The sequence below is a fragment of the Brachyspira sp. SAP_772 genome (genome assembly GCF_009755885.1).
Classification (GTDB): domain Bacteria; phylum Spirochaetota; class Brachyspiria; order Brachyspirales; family Brachyspiraceae; genus Brachyspira.
The window spans coordinates 606,759-628,674 of record NZ_VYIX01000002.1 but is presented as its reverse complement, the minus strand read 5'-3'; the positions used below and the strand labels follow the sequence as shown (position 1 = coordinate 628,674).

The 21,916-nt window shown below is 28.8% G+C and carries 17 protein-coding genes; 14 read left to right on the top strand and 3 right to left on the bottom strand.

From position 1 onward, the window contains the following. Window positions 1-753 precede the first annotated feature (753 nt). The 5 genes from GQX97_RS07955 (at window position 754) to GQX97_RS07935 (ending at window position 7,421) form a co-directional block, all read left to right on the top strand. Window positions 754-1,917, top strand: a complete 1,164-nt coding sequence (locus GQX97_RS07955) for a cell surface protein (protein WP_157151413.1) — start codon at window positions 754-756, stop codon at window positions 1,915-1,917. A 626-nt stretch (window positions 1,918-2,543) separates the two neighbouring features. Further along, window positions 2,544-3,473: a glycosyltransferase family 2 protein gene (locus tag GQX97_RS07950; RefSeq protein WP_157151412.1), complete on the top strand. Its 930-nt coding sequence runs from the start codon at window positions 2,544-2,546 to the stop codon at window positions 3,471-3,473. 125 nt (window positions 3,474-3,598) lie between these two features. Continuing rightward, window positions 3,599-4,552 carry an alpha/beta hydrolase gene (locus GQX97_RS07945; protein WP_157151411.1) on the top strand — a complete coding sequence of 318 codons (954 nt, stop codon included), beginning with the start codon at window positions 3,599-3,601 and terminating at the stop codon, window positions 4,550-4,552. A gap of 263 nt (window positions 4,553-4,815) precedes the next feature. After that, window positions 4,816-5,772, top strand: a complete 957-nt coding sequence (locus tag GQX97_RS07940; protein ID WP_157151410.1) for an alpha/beta hydrolase — start codon at window positions 4,816-4,818, stop codon at window positions 5,770-5,772. Window positions 5,773-6,020: 248 nt separating this feature from the next. Next, window positions 6,021-7,421, top strand: coding sequence for an MATE family efflux transporter (locus GQX97_RS07935; RefSeq protein WP_157151409.1), 1,401 nt, complete (start codon window positions 6,021-6,023; stop codon window positions 7,419-7,421). 148 nt (window positions 7,422-7,569) lie between these two features. On the opposite strand, the gene GQX97_RS07930 is transcribed toward GQX97_RS07935, so the two are convergent. From GQX97_RS07930 to serS, 3 genes are all read right to left on the bottom strand, one after another. Further along, window positions 7,570-7,953 carry a DUF2971 domain-containing protein gene (locus tag GQX97_RS07930; protein WP_198391207.1) on the bottom strand — a complete coding sequence of 128 codons (384 nt, stop codon included), beginning with the start codon at window positions 7,951-7,953 and terminating at the stop codon, window positions 7,570-7,572. Next, the gene (locus tag GQX97_RS07925) at window positions 7,950-9,731 is read right to left on the bottom strand and encodes a DUF2971 domain-containing protein (RefSeq protein WP_157151408.1); all 1,782 of its coding nucleotides are present in this window, start codon (window positions 9,729-9,731) and stop codon (window positions 7,950-7,952) included. The genes GQX97_RS07930 and GQX97_RS07925 overlap by 4 nt, the downstream gene beginning before the upstream one ends. A 303-nt stretch (window positions 9,732-10,034) precedes the next feature. Beyond that, the gene (serS, locus tag GQX97_RS07920) at window positions 10,035-11,315 is read right to left on the bottom strand and encodes a serine--tRNA ligase (RefSeq protein WP_157151407.1); all 1,281 of its coding nucleotides are present in this window, start codon (window positions 11,313-11,315) and stop codon (window positions 10,035-10,037) included. Between the two features lie 621 nt (window positions 11,316-11,936). Between serS and GQX97_RS07915 the strand changes: the two genes are divergently transcribed. The 9 genes from GQX97_RS07915 (at window position 11,937) to GQX97_RS07875 (ending at window position 21,914) form a co-directional block, all read left to right on the top strand. Then, window positions 11,937-12,434, top strand: coding sequence for a rubrerythrin family protein (locus GQX97_RS07915; RefSeq protein ID WP_157151406.1), 498 nt, complete (start codon window positions 11,937-11,939; stop codon window positions 12,432-12,434). 23 nt (window positions 12,435-12,457) lie between these two features. Next, window positions 12,458-13,198 carry an MIP/aquaporin family protein gene (locus tag GQX97_RS07910; protein WP_157151405.1) on the top strand — a complete coding sequence of 247 codons (741 nt, stop codon included), beginning with the start codon at window positions 12,458-12,460 and terminating at the stop codon, window positions 13,196-13,198. 35 nt (window positions 13,199-13,233) lie between these two features. Next, window positions 13,234-14,718, top strand: a complete 1,485-nt coding sequence (gene glpK / locus GQX97_RS07905) for a glycerol kinase GlpK (RefSeq protein ID WP_157151404.1) — start codon at window positions 13,234-13,236, stop codon at window positions 14,716-14,718. A 93-nt stretch (window positions 14,719-14,811) separates the two neighbouring features. After that, the gene (locus GQX97_RS07900; protein WP_157151403.1) at window positions 14,812-16,251 is read left to right on the top strand and encodes an NAD(P)/FAD-dependent oxidoreductase; all 1,440 of its coding nucleotides are present in this window, start codon (window positions 14,812-14,814) and stop codon (window positions 16,249-16,251) included. Window positions 16,252-16,458: 207 nt separating this feature from the next. After that, the gene (locus GQX97_RS07895; RefSeq protein WP_157151402.1) at window positions 16,459-17,733 is read left to right on the top strand and encodes an NAD(P)/FAD-dependent oxidoreductase; all 1,275 of its coding nucleotides are present in this window, start codon (window positions 16,459-16,461) and stop codon (window positions 17,731-17,733) included. A gap of 69 nt (window positions 17,734-17,802) precedes the next feature. Beyond that, window positions 17,803-18,669 (top strand): arginase family protein, encoded by an 867-nt coding sequence (locus GQX97_RS07890; RefSeq protein WP_157151401.1) that lies wholly within the window; start codon window positions 17,803-17,805, stop codon window positions 18,667-18,669. Window positions 18,670-18,724: 55 nt separating this feature from the next. Beyond that, window positions 18,725-19,084, top strand: coding sequence for a DUF1667 domain-containing protein (locus GQX97_RS07885; RefSeq protein ID WP_157151400.1), 360 nt, complete (start codon window positions 18,725-18,727; stop codon window positions 19,082-19,084). A 131-nt stretch (window positions 19,085-19,215) separates the two neighbouring features. After that, window positions 19,216-19,938 (top strand): DUF4241 domain-containing protein, encoded by a 723-nt coding sequence (locus GQX97_RS07880; RefSeq protein WP_157151399.1) that lies wholly within the window; start codon window positions 19,216-19,218, stop codon window positions 19,936-19,938. Between the two features lie 581 nt (window positions 19,939-20,519). Beyond that, the gene (locus GQX97_RS07875) at window positions 20,520-21,914 is read left to right on the top strand and encodes a CCA tRNA nucleotidyltransferase (protein WP_157151398.1); all 1,395 of its coding nucleotides are present in this window, start codon (window positions 20,520-20,522) and stop codon (window positions 21,912-21,914) included. The last annotated feature ends 2 nt before the right edge of the window (window positions 21,915-21,916 follow it).

The window sequence follows — 21,916 nt, the reverse complement described above, 5'->3', positions numbered from 1 at the left end:
ACCTAAATTTAGATTAAAAATGCAGTTTTTTTGGTTCTTTTATACCAATACCGAGTAGGTGCCTATCGGCAAAAGAACTGGGGTGCGGGGCAAAGCCCCGCAAATATTTTAATTTTAAAAATTCATTTTTGACAAAATATAGTTGTTTGGGTATTTATTTATAAATAAAAAATATTGCAAAAATTATAACCGCACGGTGCAACAAACTTTTTTAATATAATAAAATTTTAATGATAATTTTATAAATATTTTAAATTTAGTTCTGCGTGCGGGGTGTATACTGTAAATTTGTATACAGATTGTGGTGGAAGCCTAAAGGTCGTTCAAATTTTGATGAATTTGTTAAGCTAAATAGTCAGCTAGCACCGCTCCCTACAGCCATACCCACGCTCCTTTCAGTCGCGGGTACTTCCTACGGTCGCCCTGAAGGCCTATACATTCGGTCGCAGGCACTTTCGGTGGCGACCCCCTAAGGCGCTACCCTTCGGGCGCGCCGCGGGCAGTCGCCGCCCAATCCATCGAAATTTTGCCCGAAAACAAAGCCTCATATTTGCACAAAATTTTTTCTGTATTTAAGTAAAAAATATCAAAAATATCATATTTTCATATTGTTTTTTTTTTTTTTTTTTTACAATACTTGTAGTTAATAAAACTTTTTCTCTAATGCTGAACAAAGAAATTTGTTCAGCAGTTATATTGATGCTTATACTCAGCAATGGGTAATAGTATAAAAAATATTTAGGAGATAACTTTATGATACAAAAAGTTAGCAAAAAAATAAAGTTCTTAGTTGCTGTAATAGGTTCTTTATTAATGACATCAGTTTCAGCATTTGGTATGTATGGTGTAGACGGTGATGACTGGATTAACTTCCTCGTACATGGCAATCAATTAAGAGCTAGAATGAATCAGTTGGGCTTCACTTTAGGAAATGGTACAATAAAAGGTACTTTTGGTGTTTACGCTGATCAAGGTTGGATGGGTTCTATACTAAGCCCTAGTACTACAGAAAATAATAAGGTTGATTTTAACCCTACTTTGTCTGCAGGTATAGGATACACTTCTGATATGTTTGGTATAGGGGTAGGATATAACTTCAATTATGTAGACAAATATTTACAAGTTCATACACCTACATTAGTATTTAATGCTTTAAACAATAATTTAAGAATAGCAGCACCTATACAAGTTGCTGTAACAGATAAAGTTAATGGAGTAGCAGGTAGTAAATTTACTGGTGTAGGATTTAATCAAATAGAATTAAGATATTATACAGGAATAGATGCATTTAATTTAATAAGATTATATGCTTCATATAAAAACGGTACTTGGGAAAATGGTACAACTAAAAATGCTATTGAAACTCTTGGCTTGCAGTTAAGATTATATTTCTTAAATACTCAAGTGGGTAATGTAGCAGTTAATCCTTATATCAGAATAGAGTATCACCAAGCATTAAAAGGAAATTATGCTACTCTTGATCAGTTCGGTCGCAATTATACATTAGAAAATATGTATAATAATTATAATAATGGTGCAAATGCTATAGATTTAAATACTCAAAAGCAATCAGACATATATGATGTTAGTCCTTTCTATGTAGCTGTTAAACCAATATTATCTTTGGCAGCAAGCAGTGATATAGTATCTCTTTATTTTGAACCTGGTTTAGGTTATGCAGTAACTTCACAAAAAAGAAAAGAAGCAGGTTCAGTACAAGAAACTCAGCATTATTTAACTTGGCAGGCTTATGCAGAAATGTATGTAACTCCTGTTGAAGACTTAGAATGGTACTTTGAGATGGATGTTAATGGTAATGTAAATGGTCAACAAGGTACTTCTGCTAATGCTAATCTATCTCCTGTATTATTTGAAACTACTACAGGTATAACTTGGTACTTACCTTCATTAAACTAAAATTCCACGATAACCAAAATTAGTTTTATAGATATCCGACTTGTTTCTTGTAAACAGGTCGGTTTTTTATTTTAAATAACAAAAATTAACTTTTAATATCACATAAATATTTATTACCATATATAGTATTTTTTAATTTTATTATGTTATATAATAATACTAATTAAAACTAAAATATATTAAATATTAGCTATAAAAAACAACTAAAATAGTATATTAAGTAAACTTTAAAAACAAAAATATCATATATTCATATTTACTAAATATCAAAATTTGTTATTATGTTTGCCAACAAAATAATATGTAGTATTTTTTATTATGGAACTCGAATTTAAAAACTCATTAATATCTAATAAAATATCAATCATTCCTTATAAGAATGAGTATATATTATCATTAAACGACTTTCTTATAATTAATTTTATATTAAAAACATATTTGATTTTCTCAAAATATTATTTAATTCTAAAGAATAAAATAATATATCTTTCTGCTTATTTTCAAAATATCAAAACAATAACTCTTTTCAATATTTATATTACTTAATAAATTTTATTTACTTATAAAAAAACTTTACTTACAAAATATACTAAATATATATTAATAAAATTAAATGGAGATTTATTATGAACTTAGCACCTGTTGGATTGGTAGTATACAATAGACTTGAACACACAAAAAGAGTAATTGAAGCATTAAAGAAAAACACTTTAGCATCTGAGACAGATTTATATATATTTTCAGATGCCCCTAGCAAAAAAGAAGATGAAAAGTCAGTTTCTGAACTTAGAGAATATCTTAAAACTGTAAAAGATGGTTTTAAAAATGTTTATGTGTATGAAGCTGAACAAAATTTAGGCATCAAATATTCTACTGTAAAAGCAGTAAATACCATATTTGAAAATCATGAATATTTTATAGGCTTAGAAGATGATATTGAAACTAATAAATATTTTCTTGAGTTTATGAATAACGCCTTAAATTATTATAAAGACGATGAAGATGTTGTTGCTGTAACTGCATTTGCTCATAAACAAGCAACTAAAAGGCATAAGCATGATGTTATATTTACATATGCTTTTCATAGCTGGGGCTGGGGTACTTGGAGAAATAAATGGAATGATATAGCTTGGGATACTTGTGATACTTCTTGGTATAACAAAAGTATTAAACATAAAATATTCGGCGGAGTATTTTCATGGTTTCATTTATTAGCTATAAAAAAAGCTGTAAAGAATAATCTTTATATTCAAAACAATTTATGGGATATTTATTATTCATTTGCAATGTATCAGAGAAAAAAATTATGTGTTTGGCCGTCAAAAAAATCTTTTACAAACAATATTGGTTTTGATGGCACGGGCTATCATAAATTTGATTTTAATCATGGATATTTTGAGAACAATTTAGATGATGATTATATAGATATAAAGTTTTTATCTGATAAAAAGATGAATTTTTTTGAGTATCTAATCATTGGTATAAAGATAGGAACATTAAGTTGGGCTAATGGTTTTATAAGCATGTTTATCAAAAAAAATTTAAATAAACAATAGTAGAAAGCAAAAAATAAATTAACAATTAATATAATTTTGAATCTAATATATTAAACAATTGACATAATATAAAATCCATGTAATATATAAATATAAACATGTTTTTATTTACAGGAGTTTTAAAAATGAGAAATATATTGATTGTTTTAAGTTTTTTGATTATATTTGTTTCATGCAGTAAGTCAAACAACAATGTAGAAGGTAATATGGACACTATAATAACAACTACAAATGAAGATGGAAGTGTAACATTTGAACAAAAGAATATTCATTATAGTATGGAATATATTCCAAATGTTGTATATGCTAGAAAAGACAATACAGATTTAACTCTTCAAATAATGATTCCTAGACTTCTTAATGTTGATACAAATGCTAAATATCCATTAATAGTTTATATACAGGGTTCGGCATGGAGAAAACAAAATGTGTATAGAAATTTGGTTGCTCTTGGAGATTTTGCGAGGAGAGGATATGTTGTTGCTATAGTTGAATATAGACCAAGCGACACAGCAGTTTTTCCAGCACAAATAGAAGATGCAAGAGATGCTATTAAATTTATGCTTGATAATGCTGATAAATATAATGCTGATACAAACAATTTATTTGTGTGGGGAGATTCATCAGGCGGACATACTGCATTATTTACAGCAATACCTTTGAGTGATAATGATAACACAATACCAAATATGAATGTCATTATAGCATATTATCCTCCTACAGATTTACTTGAAATGAGAAATGATCCTTTAGGTTCTACTACAGGAGATGCTGAGAGCCCTGAAGGCATATTAATAGGAAGAAAGAATGTTTATGACTATCCAGAAGAAGCTAAAAAGATAAGCCCTTATTATGAGATTTCAAAGGCTAAAGAGCTGCCTCCTATATTTTTAGTACATGGTACAGGTGATAATTTGGTTCCTTTTAATCAAAGTAAAATTTTAGCTGATAAATTAAAAGAAGAAAATAGAGTTTATGAGTTTTATGCTTTAAAAGATGCAGATCATGGTGATTGGCAGTTTTGGACTAAAGATATGTTTGATATTGTTGAAGAGTTTATAAACAAATATAAAAAATAATTTTTATTTAATAAATAGTAACTATACTGCATTATTTTATGCAGTATAGTTATATATTAATAATTGCATAAATAAAATATTATAAAATAAATTAATATATAATATTTTAGTTTTTGAATTAATTTCTTGATTTCATTTTATTATTTTCATTCAACTATACACTTTTAAATAATTTCATCTAACGCATAAAAAATTTGACATAATAAAACATTTTTAGTAATATCTAAATATAAACATGTTTTTATATACATTTAGGAGCACAAATGAAAAAAATTTTAATGATTTTTATTTTTTGTTTGATTTTTGTTTCTTGTAATAATTCATCTAAAAATGAAGGAAATAATAGTATGAATAATTTTACAATATACACAAATGAAGAAGGCAATATAGTATTAGAAGAAAAAAATACTGTTTTTAATGTTGATTACACACCAAATGTTATTTACACAAATAAAGACGGCATTGATTTATCTCTTCAAATATTAACACCAAAACTAAAAAGAAATGATACAAACTCAAAATATCCATTAGTTTTATTTATACAAGGTTCAAGATGGAGAAAGCAGAATGTTTATCAGAATTTAGTAGTGATGGGAGATTTTGCTAGAAGAGGCTATGTTGTTTCTATAGTTGAATATAGACCAAGCGATGAAGCAATTTTTCCAGCACAAATTGAAGATGCAAGAGACGCACTTAATTTTATGATAAATAATGCAGATAAATATAATGTTGATACTAATAATGTATTTGTTTGGGGAACTTCATCAGGAGCACATACTGCTTTATTTACAGCAATACCTTTAAGCGATAATGATAATACAATACCTTATATGAATGCGATAATTGCATATTATCCGCCAACAGATATACTTGAAATGAGAAATGACCCATTAAAAACTACTACAGGAGATGCTGAGAGTCCTGAAGGAATATTAATAGGAAGAAAAAATGTTTATGATTATCCTGAAGAAGCAAAAAAAGCAAGTCCTTATTATGAGATTTCAAAAGCTGATAATTTACCGCCTATATTTTTAGCACATGGTGATACTGATAGTGTTGTGCCATTTAGTCAGAGTAAAATTTTAGCTGATAAGTTAAAAAAAGAAAATAGAGTTTATGAGTTTTATACTGTAAAAAATGCTGATCATAGCGATTGGCAGTTTTGGACTAAAGATATGTTTGATGTAGTAGAAAAATTTATAAAGAAGTATACAAAATAATTTTTAATTAAAATATTAATAAACTTTTTATAATTTTTTGTATTTTACAAACATTATTTTAATTATAAAACTATATAATTTTTTTATAAAATGATAAATTATAATAAATTTACATAAAAATATACCATAACAATATCAAAAAAAATTAAAAAAACCTATTTTTTATCGCTTGATATATTTTTTTATTTGGTATAATCTATAATTTAATAATTTATAATTTAACAACCAATAAAAGGAGGTACAAACGTATGACAGATAAAAAAATCGAACTGTTCGAAAATTATCCCGTACACAAAGCTCTAATTACGCTAGCACTTCCAACAATATTAGGAATGTTAGTCAATGTTTTTTATAATATGGTAGATACTTTCTTTGTAGGACAAACAGGAGACCCTAATCAGGTTGCTGCTGTATCATTGTGTATGCCTATATATTTGCTTCTTATGGCTTTCGGTAATATATTTGGTATAGGAGGCGGTTCTTACATATCTAGAAAATTAGGTTCTAAAGATTATGAATCTGTAAAAAAGATATCAGCATTTGCTTTTTATGCAAGTATTATAGTAGGATTTCTTTCTATGGCTATATACTTGATATTTATGAAAGACATATTAAAAATATCAGGTGCTAGTCAGAACACTTATCAATTTTCTAAGGATTATTTAATTATAGTGGCACTTGGAGCTCCTTTTGTAGTCAACCAAATGGCTATGGGGCAGATTGTAAGGGCTGAAGGTTCTTCAAAAGAGGCTATGATTGGTATGATGATTGGTACTGTAGTTAATATAGTATTAGACCCTATAATGATTCTTTATATGAATATGGGGGTTGCTGGTGCTGCTTTGGCTACAATAATTGGTAATGCTTGCTCTACTTTTTACTACATATACCATATTTTAAGAAAAAAATCTTTCTTATCAATACATTTTAAAGAGTTTTCTTTGAAGTCTGATATACTTTCAAATGTATTTGCAATAGGTATACCTGTTTCTATTAACAACATACTTATGAGTGCTTCAAACATACTTATAAACAATTTAGCTGCTGGATATAGTGATAATGTTGTGGCTGGTTTGGGCGTAGCACAGAGAATATTTACACTTGTAGTATTAATATTTATTGGACTTGCTCAAGGTCTTCAGCCTTTTGTTGGATACAACTTTGCTGCTAGAAATTATAAGAGAATGAATGCTGCTATAAAAATATCTTGTCTTGTAAGTGTAATAACAGGATTTTTGCTTTTAATTTTATCTTTAATATTTGGAAGAGCTTCTGTTCAAGTATTTATTAATAATGAAGAGGTAATTGATTATGGAGTGAGATTCTTGATAGCAAGTTATTCAATAGCTCCTATAATAGGCTTTCAATTTGTATTTATGTCTACATTCCAAGCATTAGGAAAATCAATTCCTTCTTTAGTACTTTCTATAAGCAGACAAGGAATAGCATTTATACCTACAATACTTATAGGTACAAAATTATTCGGCATAAAAGGTATTATATGGGCTCAGCCTATAGCCGATATAGTTACAGTTTTAATGGCAAGTATTATGTACACATACATTTACCAAAAAATGAAAAGAAAAGCTTTAGAAGAAGAAAAGAATAATAAAGAGGCTTCATCAGAGGCAGTTTACTCTAACACATAAAAAACATAAGAGCTAATTATTTTGAAGGCGTGCATTTTATGATGCATGCCTTTTTTAGTATCTAAATAATTATTTGTGGGGACTAGCCCCCACACCCCCAGTTCTTTTATTGGTATAAAAGAACCAAAAGAACTGCATTTATTATTAATTATCTTTTATGTTCATAAGGCTTAATATTAATCTTAAAAAGCTCATTGTCATCAAGTTCAGCCTGATAGAGTTTAATTATATCATTGTTATAATCAAGCCTTTTTTCATTAATTGAATTCACTATATTGTATACAAGATCTTTATCATCATCTGAAGTCTTTACACCGAAACAAATACTTTTTATTGCTAAATTAATAAGTGTTCCATTTGGATTTTCATTTTTTTCATCATAAAAAAGTATGCGATATTCGTCTTCATATTCCCATTCTTTAGATTTTACTGTAAATAAATCAGTAATATATTCTATATGTCTATTTTCATCTATAAAAATAATATCAATTAATGTATTAATTCTACTTTCTAAAAAATAAAAATTTTTCATTTTTTATTATAGTCAATTTTTTTTAATATAATATTATTCTTATAATAAATATTATTAATATCATATTCAATACATATACCTTGATGTTTATCAGCATAATGGCTCCACATTAAAGTATTATCATTATGTGTAGTTAAACAAGCTACTTTTATTTTTTCTAATAAATAATCATAAAATTGGTTTTGTTTTTCTTTTCTCAAATTTCTAATACATGGATCAACAGGATCATTAAATTCTTTTGTATTACTGCACCATAAAGTATTATTTAATATACTTCTTAATATATTTTTATTAACTCTTGTGTAATTATATAAACTATTATTCTCTATTTTATAATGATATTTTATATTGAAATGAGTTTTCAAAATCAAATTAGTTATATATTCAAAATTTTTTATAAAATCTATTTTTTTAAAATTATCTATTTTTAATGAATTCAATTTATCTGTAATTGACAATATAATATTAAATGTTGTTAAAGAATTAGTATTATCATATTTTACATTATCATATAATTTTATAGTCTCTTTATATAAAGATAAAATTTGATTTTGAAATTTTTTAGATTCTAATTTTTTGTTATTTATTATTAACAGAGAATCTATTTGAGCATTATTTATTTCCAACATATTTTCATATATTAATTTATATTTTTTTAAATTATTAGTTATATTAATAACTTTTTTATAATTTTTTAATTGAAAATAAGATAATCCAATGTAATAGTATGAACGTGCATAATTAGGAATATTATTATATAGATATTGATTAGCATTTTTATTGATTAAATTTAATATGTTATTAAAATTTTCTACAGCTAAGTTAAAATATTCATTATTTTTATATTTCAATCCTAAATAATAATAAAATATTCCTTTATTAATATAAAGTTCACATTCATTTGATTTTTCACATTTTAAAGCAAAATTAAAGTCATCTAAAAAATTATTGTAGAAAAAATGAAAATTATCATCTTTATATAAAGCTAAATAAAAATGAAATATAAATTTATAATAATAATATTTATATTTTTCATCAGTTAATATTATTGCTTTATTTATATCTTTTATAAATTCATTATAATATATTATATAATTCTTTTTTGTATTTAAAGTTAATCTAAAATATGATACAGCACGATTATAATAAATTTGTTCATAATTAATATTTGCACCATATTCAACAGCTTTATTAAAATCAATTATTGATTCCTCTAAATTATTCAAAGAGCCATTGACAAGTCCTCTATTATAATATGTGTTGTAATAATCAAATCCATTTTCAAAATCCATTTCTAATATTTTATTAAAGTCTTTTAATGCTAATTCAAAATGTGTTTTAGAGCTTTCATTATTATTTGCTAAACCTAAATTATAATATGATAGTCCTCTATAAAAATGTGCTGATATATTATAATTATCAATATTAATAATTTCTGAAAAATCTTTTATTGAATTTACATAATTTTTTAATTGAATATTAGCTAGACCTCTGTACAAACAGATTTCATTATGTTTAACAGTATAATTACTTTCTGTATTATTTAGTAAATGTAAAGAATAATCAAAATCTTTAATAGCTAATTGGAAATATTCAGAATGATTTTTTTTTAGTCCAAGATAATAATAACATTTTCCTCTATAGAAAAATAGTGCTAACATTGGTTTATTAATTTTTATTTGTTCTGTACAAATAGTTAAAGCTTCTTGAAATTCTTCTTTTTTTAGTTTTTCTTCTATTAGATTTAATATTTTTAATAAACTTTCATTTATTTCCATAGGATTATTAACCTCAATATATATAATTTAGCAAATTGTTTTTTTGCAACTTTTTAACGAAAAAAGTTGATGAAAATAAAAAACTATAATTAGTTTATAAATATATTATTATATAATAACAAAAATGAAACCTTTTATAGTTGGCATATTGATGTTATTAAAAATACACTTTTTGGTTCTTTGACGAAGTCCGCACAGCGTAATGCGGGAAAATAATGATAAAAAAATTCTATAAACTTTTGATGCAATAAAAAAGTGCAAGCCCTAATTAGGACTTACACTTATTAGCTTCTTGTTAAAACATTAATTAGGCTTCTCTATCTTGTCAAACCCTGTAAATGGTCTTAAAGCATCTGGAATTATTACGCTTCCGTCTGCCTGCTGATAATTTTCAAGTATAGCTATCCAAGTTCTTCCAACAGCAATACCAGAACCGTTTAATGTATGTACTAATTCAGTTTTGCCGTTTCTTCTAGTTCTCATTTGCATCCTTCTTGCCTGATAATCCCAACAGTTACTTACACTTGAAATTTCTCTGTACATGTTTTGTGAAGGAAGCCAAACTTCTATATCAAAAGTTTTGTATGCAGCATTTCCTATATCTCCAGAAGAAAGAACAACCACTCTATAAGGTAATTCTAATGCCTGTAAAATACTCTCAGCATCTTTAAGCATTTTCTCATGTTCTTCTTTAGACTTGTCAGCAGCACATATTTTTACGAGTTCAACTTTGTCAAATTGGTGCTGTCTTATTAAACCTCTCATGTCCTTACCATAAGAACCAGCCTCAGAACGGAAACATGGTGTATAAGCAGTACAATATAATGGAAGCATATTCTCAGGTATAATCTCTTCTCTGTATATGTTTGTAAGAGGAACTTCAGCAGTAGGTATAAGGTATAAAGCAGGGTCATCTGTAGTTTTAAATAAATCCTCTTCAAACTTTGGAAGCTGACCAGTACCTGTCATAGTTCTGCCATTAACAAGCATAGGAGGCACATATTCTGTATAACCATGCTCGCTTGTGTGTTTCTTAAGCATAAAGTTAATCAATGCTCTCTCTAATGCAGCACCCTTTCCTTTCATAAGTGAAAAACGAGTTCTAGCCATTCTTACAGCTCTTTCAATGTCAAGTATATCAAGCCCTAAAGCTATATCCACATGGTCTTTCACTTCAAAATCAAACTTGCGAGGCTCTCCCCATCTTATTATTTCTTTATTAGCATGCTCATCATCACCATCAGGTACATCTTCAGAAAGCATATTAGGTAAATAAAGTATTTCATTATTAACAGCTTCTTCCAATTCTGTTAATTTTTCTTCTTTTTTATTTAAGGATTCAGTGAAGGCTTTCATTTCTTCTTTTATTTTTTCAGCCTCTTCTTTCTTGCCAGCTTTCATATATTCACCGACTTTTTTTGAAGATTCATTTTTCTTTGCTCTATCTTGTTCTACTTCTTTTAAAAGGTTTAATCTCTCATGCTCTAAAGCTTTTAATTTGTCAAGAGAAACTTTGCTCCTCCTCTTTCTTAAATTCTCTTCTACTAATTCAATGTTCTCTCTTATTAATTTTACATCTATCATAATAAAAATCCTTAAATAAAAATTTATGTTAATTATACTACTAATTTAAAAAATAGTAAAATGTTTATTGTGTGTAAATGTTGTAAAAATTTTATTTATATATTGACAAGTTTTTATATTTTGTTAGAATATGCTAACAAATATAGGAGCCTATTTAATAATGATAGATATAATAGCAATACCGATAATAATACTGTTAGCAATAATAATAATGTTTTTTTCGTTAAGGAAGAAAATAGTAAAGAAGGAATGTGGCTGCTCGGGAGAATCCAAAGAATGCTGCTGCAAGAAGAAGAAAAGTTGAAAAATGTATAAAATGTATAATTTTCATTTTAAAACTATTTCACTATTATAGCTATACTACGTATACGTATATTTATAGACATAATAATACTAAATGTATTTTTATATCAGTTTTTAATTAAATTCTGCCTAAATTCTATTTAAATAAACAATACCATAGTTACGTATATTTATATTTAACTGTCATTATTTTTCAATTTTCTTTGTAAATAAAAAACAATAAAAAAATCATTTTTTGTGCATGAATATTTATTTCGGTAATAAAATTTCTATACTATTAAATATGAAATATTAATATTTTAGGAGGATAATAATAGTATGGATTTAAAAAACTCGAAGACTAGTGAAAACTTAAAAACAGCCTTTATTGGTGAAGCAATGGCAAGGTGCAAATATATATATTATGCTGAAAAGGCAAGAGAAGAAGGAATGGAGTGTTTGGCATTAGCTTTTGAGAAGGCATCAAGAAATGAACAGGAACATGGAAAATTATGGTTTGAACGCTATCATGGAATTTTATCTAAAGATGAAAATCTTAAAGATGCAATTGCAGGAGAAACTTATGAATCTGAAGAAATGTATTTAAACTTTGCAAAAACTGCAAAAGAAGAGGGATTTAATGATATAGCTATTCTCTTTGAACATGTAGCAAAAATAGAAGAAGGACATAAAAAGATGTTTGAAAACTTCTTAGGAGAAAAAGCTAATGAAGTATCAAAATGGCAATGTAAAAAATGCGGATATATACATACAGAGGCTAAAGCACCAAAGAGATGTCCAGTATGCGAACAATATAGAGTTGGCGGAATCAATTAAATATTTTATGGGGGTTATATATTATGTACACTAAGAAATCAGAATTTTTAGCAGAAATAATTGGCTCTATGTTTATAGCATTATTTGGATGCGGAGTTGTAGCATCTGTAGTTGTAGGAAACAATGGTGCTCCTATTAATATACATATAGCTTGGGGACTTGCTGTTACATTTGGTATATATGCTTCTGGTAAAATAAGCGGTGCTCATTTAAATCCTGCTGTTACACTTGCATTAGCTGCAACAGGAAGGTTTCAATGGTCTAAAGTTTGGTATTATATATTAGCACAGATGATAGGGTTTTTTATTGGAGCTGCTATAGTATTTGCTGTTTATTATGGAAAATGGATAGAGGTTGATCCTAATCTTGAGAATACTGCAGGGGTATTTACTACTTTCCCAGCAGTTCCCGGTTTTTTATACGGATTTATAGATCAAGTTGTAGGAACATTTCTTTTAGTATTTCTAATACTTGCCACAGGTGATGCTAACAATACGCCTGCTGGTGCTAATTTAGGACCTATAATAGTTGGTCTTATAATAGTAGCTATAGGTATGTCATTTGGATTTATGCATGGTTATGCTATTAATCCTGCACGCGACTTAGCACCTAGACTTTTTGCTGTTTTAGTAGGTTTTAAAAACAATGGGCTTACAGACGGCAGTAATGTTTGGATAGTACCAATAATAGGACCAATAGTAGGGGGAATATTTGGAGCTATCGTTTATGATGTTACAATAGGAAATATATTTTCTAAAAAATAATAATTTAAAATAATTTATAAAGGAGATTCATTATTATGTCAAAATATGTAGTAGCAATAGACCAAGGGACCACTAGCAGCAGAGCAATAGTATTTGATTATGAACAAAACATGGTATCAGTTGCACAGAAAGAATTTACACAAATTTACCCGCATGAAGGTTGGGTGGAGCATAATGCTTCAGAAATATGGGCTACACAATTTGGGGTATTACAAGAAGCTATACAGATTGCAGGTGTTAAGCCTGAAGAGATAGCAGCTATTGGTATAACTAATCAAAGAGAAACTACAGTTGTTTGGGATAAAAACACAGGAGAGCCTATTTATAATGCTATAGTTTGGCAATGTAGAAGAACTGCTCCTATTTGTGATGAATTAAAACAAAAAGGACTTGATGTATATATAAGAGAAAATACAGGTTTGGTTGTTGACGCTTATTTCTCAGGCACAAAAATAAAATGGATACTTGATAATGTTCCCGGTGCTAGAGAAAAAGCTAATAAAGGTGATTTACTTTTCGGTACAATAGACACTTGGCTTGTATGGAAACTAACAGGCGGAAAAGTGCATGTTACTGATTATACTAATGCATCAAGAACTATGATATATAATATTAAAGACCTTAAATGGGATGAAAATATTTTAAGAGAATTAGATATACCTATGAGCATGCTTCCAGAAGTAAAAGACTCTTCATGTGTTTATGGATATGCTAACATTAACGGAAAAGAAGTTCCTATAGCAGGAATAGCAGGAGACCAACAAGCTGCATTATTTGGACAAGCTGGATTTAATAAGGGAGATACAAAAAACACTTATGGTACTGGTAGTTTTATTTTGATGAATATTGGAGATAACTTCATTTTAAGCAAAAATGGACTAATCACAACTATAGCAATAGGATATAAAGGAAAAATTGAATATGCTTTAGAAGGCTCTGTATTTATAGCTGGTGCCGTTATACAATGGGTAAGAGATGAATTAAGGCTTCTTCATGATGCAAAAGACACTGAATATTTTGCTTCAAAAGTAAAAGACACAAACGGAGTTTATTTAGTGCCTGCATTTGTTGGGCTTGGTGCTCCTTATTGGGATATGTATGCTAGGGGCTGTTTGGTAGGTATTACAAGAGGTGTTAATAGAAGCCATATAATAAGGGCTGCAGAAGAGGCTATTGCCTATCAAAGTAAAGATGTAATTGATGCAATGGTAGCAGATAGTAAAGTAAAACTTGCTTCATTAAAAGTAGATGGAGGAGCTTGCAGAGATAATTTTTTAATGCAGTTTCAATCTGACATAATTCACACAAAAGTTCTTCGTCCTCAAATTACAGAAACTACTGCTTTGGGTGCTGCTTATTTAGCAGGACTTGCTGTAGGTTTTTGGAAGGATAAAGATGAAATATCTAATAAATGGAAATTAGAAAGAGGGTTTACCCCTTCACTTTCAGAAGAGGAAAGCAATAAAAAATATATGGGCTGGAAAAAGGCTGTTGAAAGAGCAAAAGGCTGGGCTTTATAATTTTTTATTATTTAATTCTAAATTAATAATATTAATAATAATCGTTTTTTAATAATGTAATATAATAATGTAATAATAGAGGAAATGTATATTATGTATGATGTACTAATTATAGGTGCGGGTGTTTCTGGTACTTCTTCAGCACGTGAGCTTTCAAGATATAAGGCTAATATATGCGTTGTTGAGAGGGGGGAAGATGTTTGCTCAGGCACTTCAAAATCTAATAGCGGAATAGTGCATGCTGGGTTTGATGCTGCTAATGGTTCTCTTATGGCTAAATTAAATGTTTTAGGAAATAAGATGATGAAAAAAATAGCAGAAGACCTTGATGTGCCTTTTAGACAGAATGGTTCTTTGGTGGTATGCACCAATGAAGAGGATATTCCTAATTTAAAAGTAATATACGAAAGAGGAATAAAAAACGGAGTTGAAGGGCTTCAAATATTAAACAGAGAAGAGGTTCACAAAAAAGAGCCTAATCTTAATGATAATGTATGTGCGGCTTTGTATGCTCCTACTGGAGGTATAGTTGACCCTTTTATATTAAATATTGCTTATGCTGAAAATGCTCATGCAAATGGTGTAGAGTTTAAGTTTTACACAGAAGTAATTAATATCAAAAAACTTTCTGACGGCACTTTTGAAGTAGAAACTAATAACGGCACTATAAAAGCAAAATATGTTGTAAATGCTGCGGGTGTTTATGCTGATAAGTTTCATAATATGATGAGTAAAAACAAAATACATATCACCCCTAGAAGAGGAGATTATATTTTACTTGATAAGGAAGTTGATAATCTTGTTACTTCTACAATATTTGCTTTGCCTACAAAACTAGGTAAAGGTATTTTGGTTACTCCAACAGCTCATGGCAATATAATGCTTGGGCCTACTGCAATTGATATAGAAGACAAAGAAGGTTTAAACACAACCGCTGAAGGGCTTACACAAATTATAGAAAAATCCAAAATGACAGTAAAAAATATTCCTTACAATAAAGTTATTACTTCTTTCTGCGGGCTTCGTCCTCATGAGGATAATCATGAGTTTATCATTAAAGAAATTGAAGACTGCGAGGGATTTTTTGACTGTGCTGGAATAGAATCTCCCGGACTTGTTTCTTCACCTGCTATTGGGGTTATGGTTGCAGATATTGTAAGCAAAAAAGGAAACTTTGAGAAAAAAGAAAACTTTATAGAAAAGAGAAAAGGAATTACTCATTTTAATGCTCTTTCTAATGAAGAGAAAAATAAACTTATAAAAGAAAATCCTTTATACGGACATATTATTTGCAGATGCGAGAAGGTTACAGAGGGCGAAATAGTAGAAGCTATAAAGAGCCCAATAGGAGCAAAATCTATTGACGGAGTTAAAAGGCGTGTACGTGCTGGGCTTGGAAGATGTCAGGGCGGTTTCTGTTCTCCTAAGATAATAGAGATTTTGGCTAGGGAGCTTAATGTTTCACCTATAACTATTACAAAATGCGGTAAGGGTTCTGAAATAGTTATTGGCTATGACAAGGAAGCTTTATAATAGTTAGTATTTTGTATAATATATTTTTATATATAAAACAAGATTAGTGTGGTTTGCACTAATTTTACACTTGCACTTTTTGGTTCTTTTGACGAAGTCCGCACAGCGACCAACGGGAGTGCCTGTGGGTGCGAAGGCGGGAAAAAGAACAACAAAAAATTGACAAATTTAACAATTTTTAGTATATAAAAATAAACGAGGTAAAAAATGCAATCTTATGATGTTGTTGTTATAGGAGGCGGTCCTGCTGGACTTGCTGCTGCCATTTCTACTAAAGAAAATGGAATAGATAATTTGCTTATGTTAGAGCGTGATAGTGTGCTTGGAGGCATACTCAATCAATGCATACATAATGGTTTTGGGCTTCATAGATTTGGTGAAGAGCTTACAGGGCCTGAATATGCTTATAGATTTATAGAGAAAGTTTATGATTTAAATATTAATTATAAACTTAATACTATGGTTTTGGACATTGCTCTTAACGATGATAAAACAAAAACAATTACTTATATAAACAAAGAAGAAGGTTTAGTTCAAATAAATGCTAAAGCTGTAATACTTGCTATGGGCTGCCGTGAGCGTTCTAGGGGTGCTTTAAATATACCGGGTTTTAGACCTGCTGGTATATTTTCTGCAGGTGCTGCTCAGCATTTAGTTAATATTGAAGGATATATGCCCGGAAAAGAGGTTGTTATACTTGGTTCTGGGGATATTGGTCTTATTATGGCTAGGAGAATGACATTTGAAGGAGCTAAAGTAAAAGTGGTGGCTGAGATACTTCCTTTCTCTGGAGGGCTTAAAAGAAATATTGTTCAATGTTTAGACGATTTTGGCATACCTCTTAAACTTAGTCATACTGTTATTGACATTAAAGGAAAAGAGAGACTTGAGGGTGTTACAATAGCTAAAGTTGATGAGAATATGAAGCCTATTAAAGGCACTGAAGAATATTATTCTTGCGATACTTTGCTTTTATCTGTTGGGCTTATTCCTGAAAATGAGCTTTCAAAAGAGATTGGTGTTGAGATTAACCCTATCACTTCTGGAGCTATAGTTAATGAAAGTTTAGAGACTAGTATTGATGGAGTATTCTCTTGCGGTAATGTTCTTCATGTTCATGACTTGGTAGACTTTGTATCTGAGGAAGCTGAAACTGCAGGAAAAAGTGCCGCTTCTTATGTTCTTAAAAACAAAAGAAGAGATGATAAAAACTCTATTTTATTAAAAGGCTCTAATGGTGTGAGATACACTGTACCTTCTATGATTAATGCTGATAATGTGGATGATCATGTGATGGTGAGATTTAGAGTAAGCAATATATTTCAGAATAAATTCTTAAATGTTTATTTTGATGGTGAGAGAGTGATACATAAAAAGCATTTAATATTTGCTCCGGGAGAGATGGAGACTGTTAAGCTTGATAAGGCTATGCTTTCAAAAGAGGGTTTAAAAAATATTGAGTTTAAAATAGAAGATAATTAAAGTTTTAAATAACAATTTTTATGATATATAATAAAAGCATTAAAAATATCAAAAAGAGGTTATTTACATATGAGTAAAACTATAAGATTAATTTATCCGCAGTGGCAGGGCGGTATTATTTCTCATTGGATACCTGAACTAAAACCTGAAGATTCTTCAAGAGGTTATTATATTGGTGCGAAACTGCTCAGCATACTTGCTCCTCAAAATGATAATCATAAAACTTTAGAAGTTCCTGTTTCTTTGGATATAAAAAACAGAGAAATAAAAAACGGCATTATGGATTATGATTTTATAATATCTCAAACTAAAAATGCATTGGATATTTTAAATAAAAATAATCCTGATAAAATAATAACTTTTGGAGGAGAATGTTCTGTAAGTGTAGTGCCTTTCACATATTTAAATAAAAAATATGATAATGATGCTGCTTTAATTTGGATAGATGCTCACCCTGATATCACTTTGCCAGAAGATAATACCTATGCAGGATATCATGCTATGGCTGTAAGTAGCTGTATGGGTAATGTTGATAAAGAGATAAGCTCTATACTTACAAGCAAAATTTCAGCTGACAAAATATTATTTGTAGGACTTAGAGATTGGGAGAGAGATGAGATAAAAAAACGTCAAGAAGAATACAGCATACCCCATTTTGCTCCTCAAGAAGCTTCAAGTGAAAATATAATAAAGTGGCTTAAGAAATGTAATGCTTCTAAAGTTTTAATACATTTTGATTTGGATGTGCTTGAGCCTAATGAGATAATAGCTGCTGTTGGTGTTTCTCCAAATGGAATGAAGATAAACGAAGTAATAAAAATAATAAATGATATTGCAAAAGAAAAAGATATTGTTGGATTTACTATAGCAGAACATATGCCAAGAGTTGAGATAATGTTAAAAAATATGATGGAAGATTTAGACTTATTTAAGTAACTATAAAATAATATAGAAAAATAATTAAAAAAAATATATAAGGAAGTAATTAATTATGGAAAAAAAAGAATTAACTTGTATATGCTGCCCTATGGGCTGTGCTTTGTCTGTAGAATTAGAGGGAAGTAATGTTTTAACTGTAAGCGGAAACACTTGCAAAAGAGGCGACACTTATGCTAGAGATGAAGTTGTTCGTCCTGTGAGAATGGTTACTTCTATAGTAAAAGTAAAAAACGGAAAATTAAGAATGCTTCCTGTAAAAACTAAAGAGCCTATAGACAAATCAAAAATTAATGAATGTCTTGAAGCTTTAAAAACTGTAGAAGTGAAAGCACCTATTCATATAGGTGATATTGTTGTAGAGAATGCAGCTGGTGTTAGTATAGTTGCTACTAGAAATATCGAGGCCGTTTAATTAATTATTGAATACTGTTCATTAAAATTCTTATAAAAAGGTGTTCTATTATATAGAGTGCCTTTTTTATTTGTTTTTATTTATTTTTTATAGTATATTGTCATTATAATAATAACTATTTGGAGCAGTATATGGATAAAAATTTTAAAGAACAATTTGAAAAAGTAAAACATCTTCTTATACCTAGTTTTGATTTGGATAAGCCTTTTAGTGATAAAAAATTTAATGATATAGAACTTGATATATTAGATATAGGAGAAGTTAATTTATCATCAGGAAAAATAATTGCCTGTGATCCTTTAGCATATTTATATGAGAATGAAGTATATCCATTCATTCAAACTGTAAAGCCTGATAAATATAAAGTTTCGCTTCTTATAATAAAAGATGAAGAGAGAATTTCTATAGCTAAAATTTCTTTCTCTAATAATAAACCTAAAAGATATGAACTTGCTGTTATAGGCGAAGAGGATTTATCTGAAGTAGAAGAAGGAGAGTTTTTTGGATATCCAGTAGATGCTGGTATGGGTTGTTTTTGCGATTATGATGCAGCTAAAAAATATTTTGAATACGAAAATAAACTTAAAGAAGAAAAAGGCGAAGATTTTGACAACAGATACGATGATTTATTTTCTGATTTATTAGAAGATAATGCAAAAAAGAATCCAAAATATCAATCTAAATATGGCGATTGGCTTAATTGGAATGTAGGTGAAAGCGATTCTAATATAGTATTATTTACAAGCGGTTATGGTGATGGTTATTATCCTTCCTATTTTGCTTATGATGAAAATGATAATATATGTGCATTATACACATTATTTATAGATTTGAATAGTGATGATGAAGAATAATTGTAAGTTTTAAATTTAAAAAAATCTTGTGCGGGCAGATAAAAAATCTAATTCTGTAACAAGGAAAATTAAAGTTTATATTACAGATAAAAACTTTGAATATAAGGGGCGGGCAAATGTAATTTAAGTTTTAAAACTTTGATTACATACCCAGCCTTCATTATTTATAATGATTTTTTAATTCAAATATTAAATATACTAATAACTTAATTATACATTTCAGACCATAAAGCTTTTATTAGATAAAAAATGAATTTCACGCACGGTAAACTAAATTAATAATATAATCAAAATTTGAATTACAAATAAATCAATATTTTTAGCTTTACTCTGCATGCGTTTGTAGAAGTTATAAATTTAATTAATACTTTGGGAAAACTAAAAAATCTAATAATTCGGCTTTTGTTAGTATAGTTGCTGATATAAATATTGAAGTTAATAAATAATTTTTTATTAATACATATTTGACTTTTATCATTTTATCAATATAATGATTTCGTTTTATTAGTTTATAAATTTGTAATAAGATAAAAATTGTATATACTATAAAGAATAAAAAGTAAAAAGTTGGATAGCAATTAGTGAAAAAAATATTTACAAACATACCGCATGCAGTAAAAGAAATAGCGAGAATATTACATATAGAAGGCTTCAAATGCTTTCTTGTAGGAGGTGCCGTTAGAGACTCTATAATGGGAATAACGCCTCATGAATATGACATCACCACAGATGCAAAACCAGAAGACGTGCAAAGAATGTTTAAATACACCGTTCCAACAGGTATAAAACATGGAACAGTATTAGTAATAATAGAAGACATGCATGTAGAAATCACTACTTTTAGAAGTGATGGAAACTACAGCGATGGAAGGCACCCAGATAAAGTGGAATATGCATCAAGCATAGAAGAAGATTTGCCAAGAAGAGATTTAACTATAAATGCTATGGCCTATAATGTATTAGACGGCACATTGATAGATATGTTTGACGGCATGAAAGACATAAAAAGAAAAGTTGTACGTTCTGTGGGCAACCCCTACGAAAGATTTACCGAAGACGGCCTTAGAATAATGAGGGCTATTAGATTTGCTACAAAACTCAATTTTGAAATAGAGAAAGAAACTTTTGAAGCTATATGTCATTCTACTGGTATGCTAGCCTCTATTGCAGCTGAAAGAATTAGAGAAGAGTTTAACGGAATACTTTTATCAGATAATCCTTTTAGAGGTATAGAACTTCTTAGAAAAACAGGTATTCTTCCTTTAATATTACCTGAATTAATGCAAGGCTTTGGAGTTAATCAAAATAAATTCCACAAATATGATGTTTATTATCATATACTTCATACCATACAAGCCGTAGAACCATTAGAAAATGATCAATTAACTTTATTGGTGCGACTTGCAGCATTATTTCATGATATTGCTAAGCCTATGGTTCAAAAGAAAGTATCAAAGCAAGAAGATCCTGTTTATTATAATCATGAGGTTGTGGGCTCTTCTGTTGCTAAAAAAATAATGAAAAGACTAAAATATTCTAATGCTGAAATAGAGTTTGTTTCACTTTTAGTAAGACAGCATATGTTTTATTATCAAGATGAGTGGACTGATGGAGCTGTTAGAAGATTTATGCGTGCTGTGGGAGTTGAAAACATTAAGCCTTTATTAAAACTAAGGGAAGCAGATAGGATTGGAAGCGGTAATAGAAAAGATAAAGAAAGCAAAGCAATACCAAAACTTTTAGCTAGAATAGATAAAATCATAGAAGCAGAAAATGCTATCACTGTAAAAGACTTAAAAATTGACGGAAATGATTTAATTAAAGAGTTTAATTTAAAACAAGGACCTATGATAGGTAAAATACTTAATTATCTTTTAGACTTAATATTAGATGAACCAGAATTAAATGAAAAAGATATTTTAATAGAGAAAACTAAGAATTTTTTAGAAAGCAATAATATTAATAATGAGGCTTAGCG

Coding starts and splice junctions, on each gene's coding strand:
- GQX97_RS07915 (WP_157151406.1), top strand. CDS start 11,937: ATGGATTTAAAAAACTCGAAGACTAGTGAAAACTTAAAAACAGCCTTT.
- glpK (WP_157151404.1), top strand. CDS start 13,234: ATGTCAAAATATGTAGTAGCAATAGACCAAGGGACCACTAGCAGCAGA.
- GQX97_RS07900 (WP_157151403.1), top strand. CDS start 14,812: ATGTATGATGTACTAATTATAGGTGCGGGTGTTTCTGGTACTTCTTCA.
- GQX97_RS07930 (WP_198391207.1), bottom strand. CDS start 7,953: ATGAAAAATTTTTATTTTTTAGAAAGTAGAATTAATACATTAATTGAT.
- GQX97_RS07910 (WP_157151405.1), top strand. CDS start 12,458: ATGTACACTAAGAAATCAGAATTTTTAGCAGAAATAATTGGCTCTATG.
- GQX97_RS07940 (WP_157151410.1), top strand. CDS start 4,816: ATGAAAAAAATTTTAATGATTTTTATTTTTTGTTTGATTTTTGTTTCT.
- GQX97_RS07895 (WP_157151402.1), top strand. CDS start 16,459: ATGCAATCTTATGATGTTGTTGTTATAGGAGGCGGTCCTGCTGGACTT.
- GQX97_RS07890 (WP_157151401.1), top strand. CDS start 17,803: ATGAGTAAAACTATAAGATTAATTTATCCGCAGTGGCAGGGCGGTATT.
- GQX97_RS07945 (WP_157151411.1), top strand. CDS start 3,599: ATGAGAAATATATTGATTGTTTTAAGTTTTTTGATTATATTTGTTTCA.
- GQX97_RS07880 (WP_157151399.1), top strand. CDS start 19,216: ATGGATAAAAATTTTAAAGAACAATTTGAAAAAGTAAAACATCTTCTT.
- serS (WP_157151407.1), bottom strand. CDS start 11,315: ATGATAGATGTAAAATTAATAAGAGAGAACATTGAATTAGTAGAAGAG.
- GQX97_RS07935 (WP_157151409.1), top strand. CDS start 6,021: ATGACAGATAAAAAAATCGAACTGTTCGAAAATTATCCCGTACACAAA.
- GQX97_RS07955 (WP_157151413.1), top strand. CDS start 754: ATGATACAAAAAGTTAGCAAAAAAATAAAGTTCTTAGTTGCTGTAATA.
- GQX97_RS07950 (WP_157151412.1), top strand. CDS start 2,544: ATGAACTTAGCACCTGTTGGATTGGTAGTATACAATAGACTTGAACAC.
- GQX97_RS07885 (WP_157151400.1), top strand. CDS start 18,725: ATGGAAAAAAAAGAATTAACTTGTATATGCTGCCCTATGGGCTGTGCT.
- GQX97_RS07925 (WP_157151408.1), bottom strand. CDS start 9,731: ATGGAAATAAATGAAAGTTTATTAAAAATATTAAATCTAATAGAAGAA.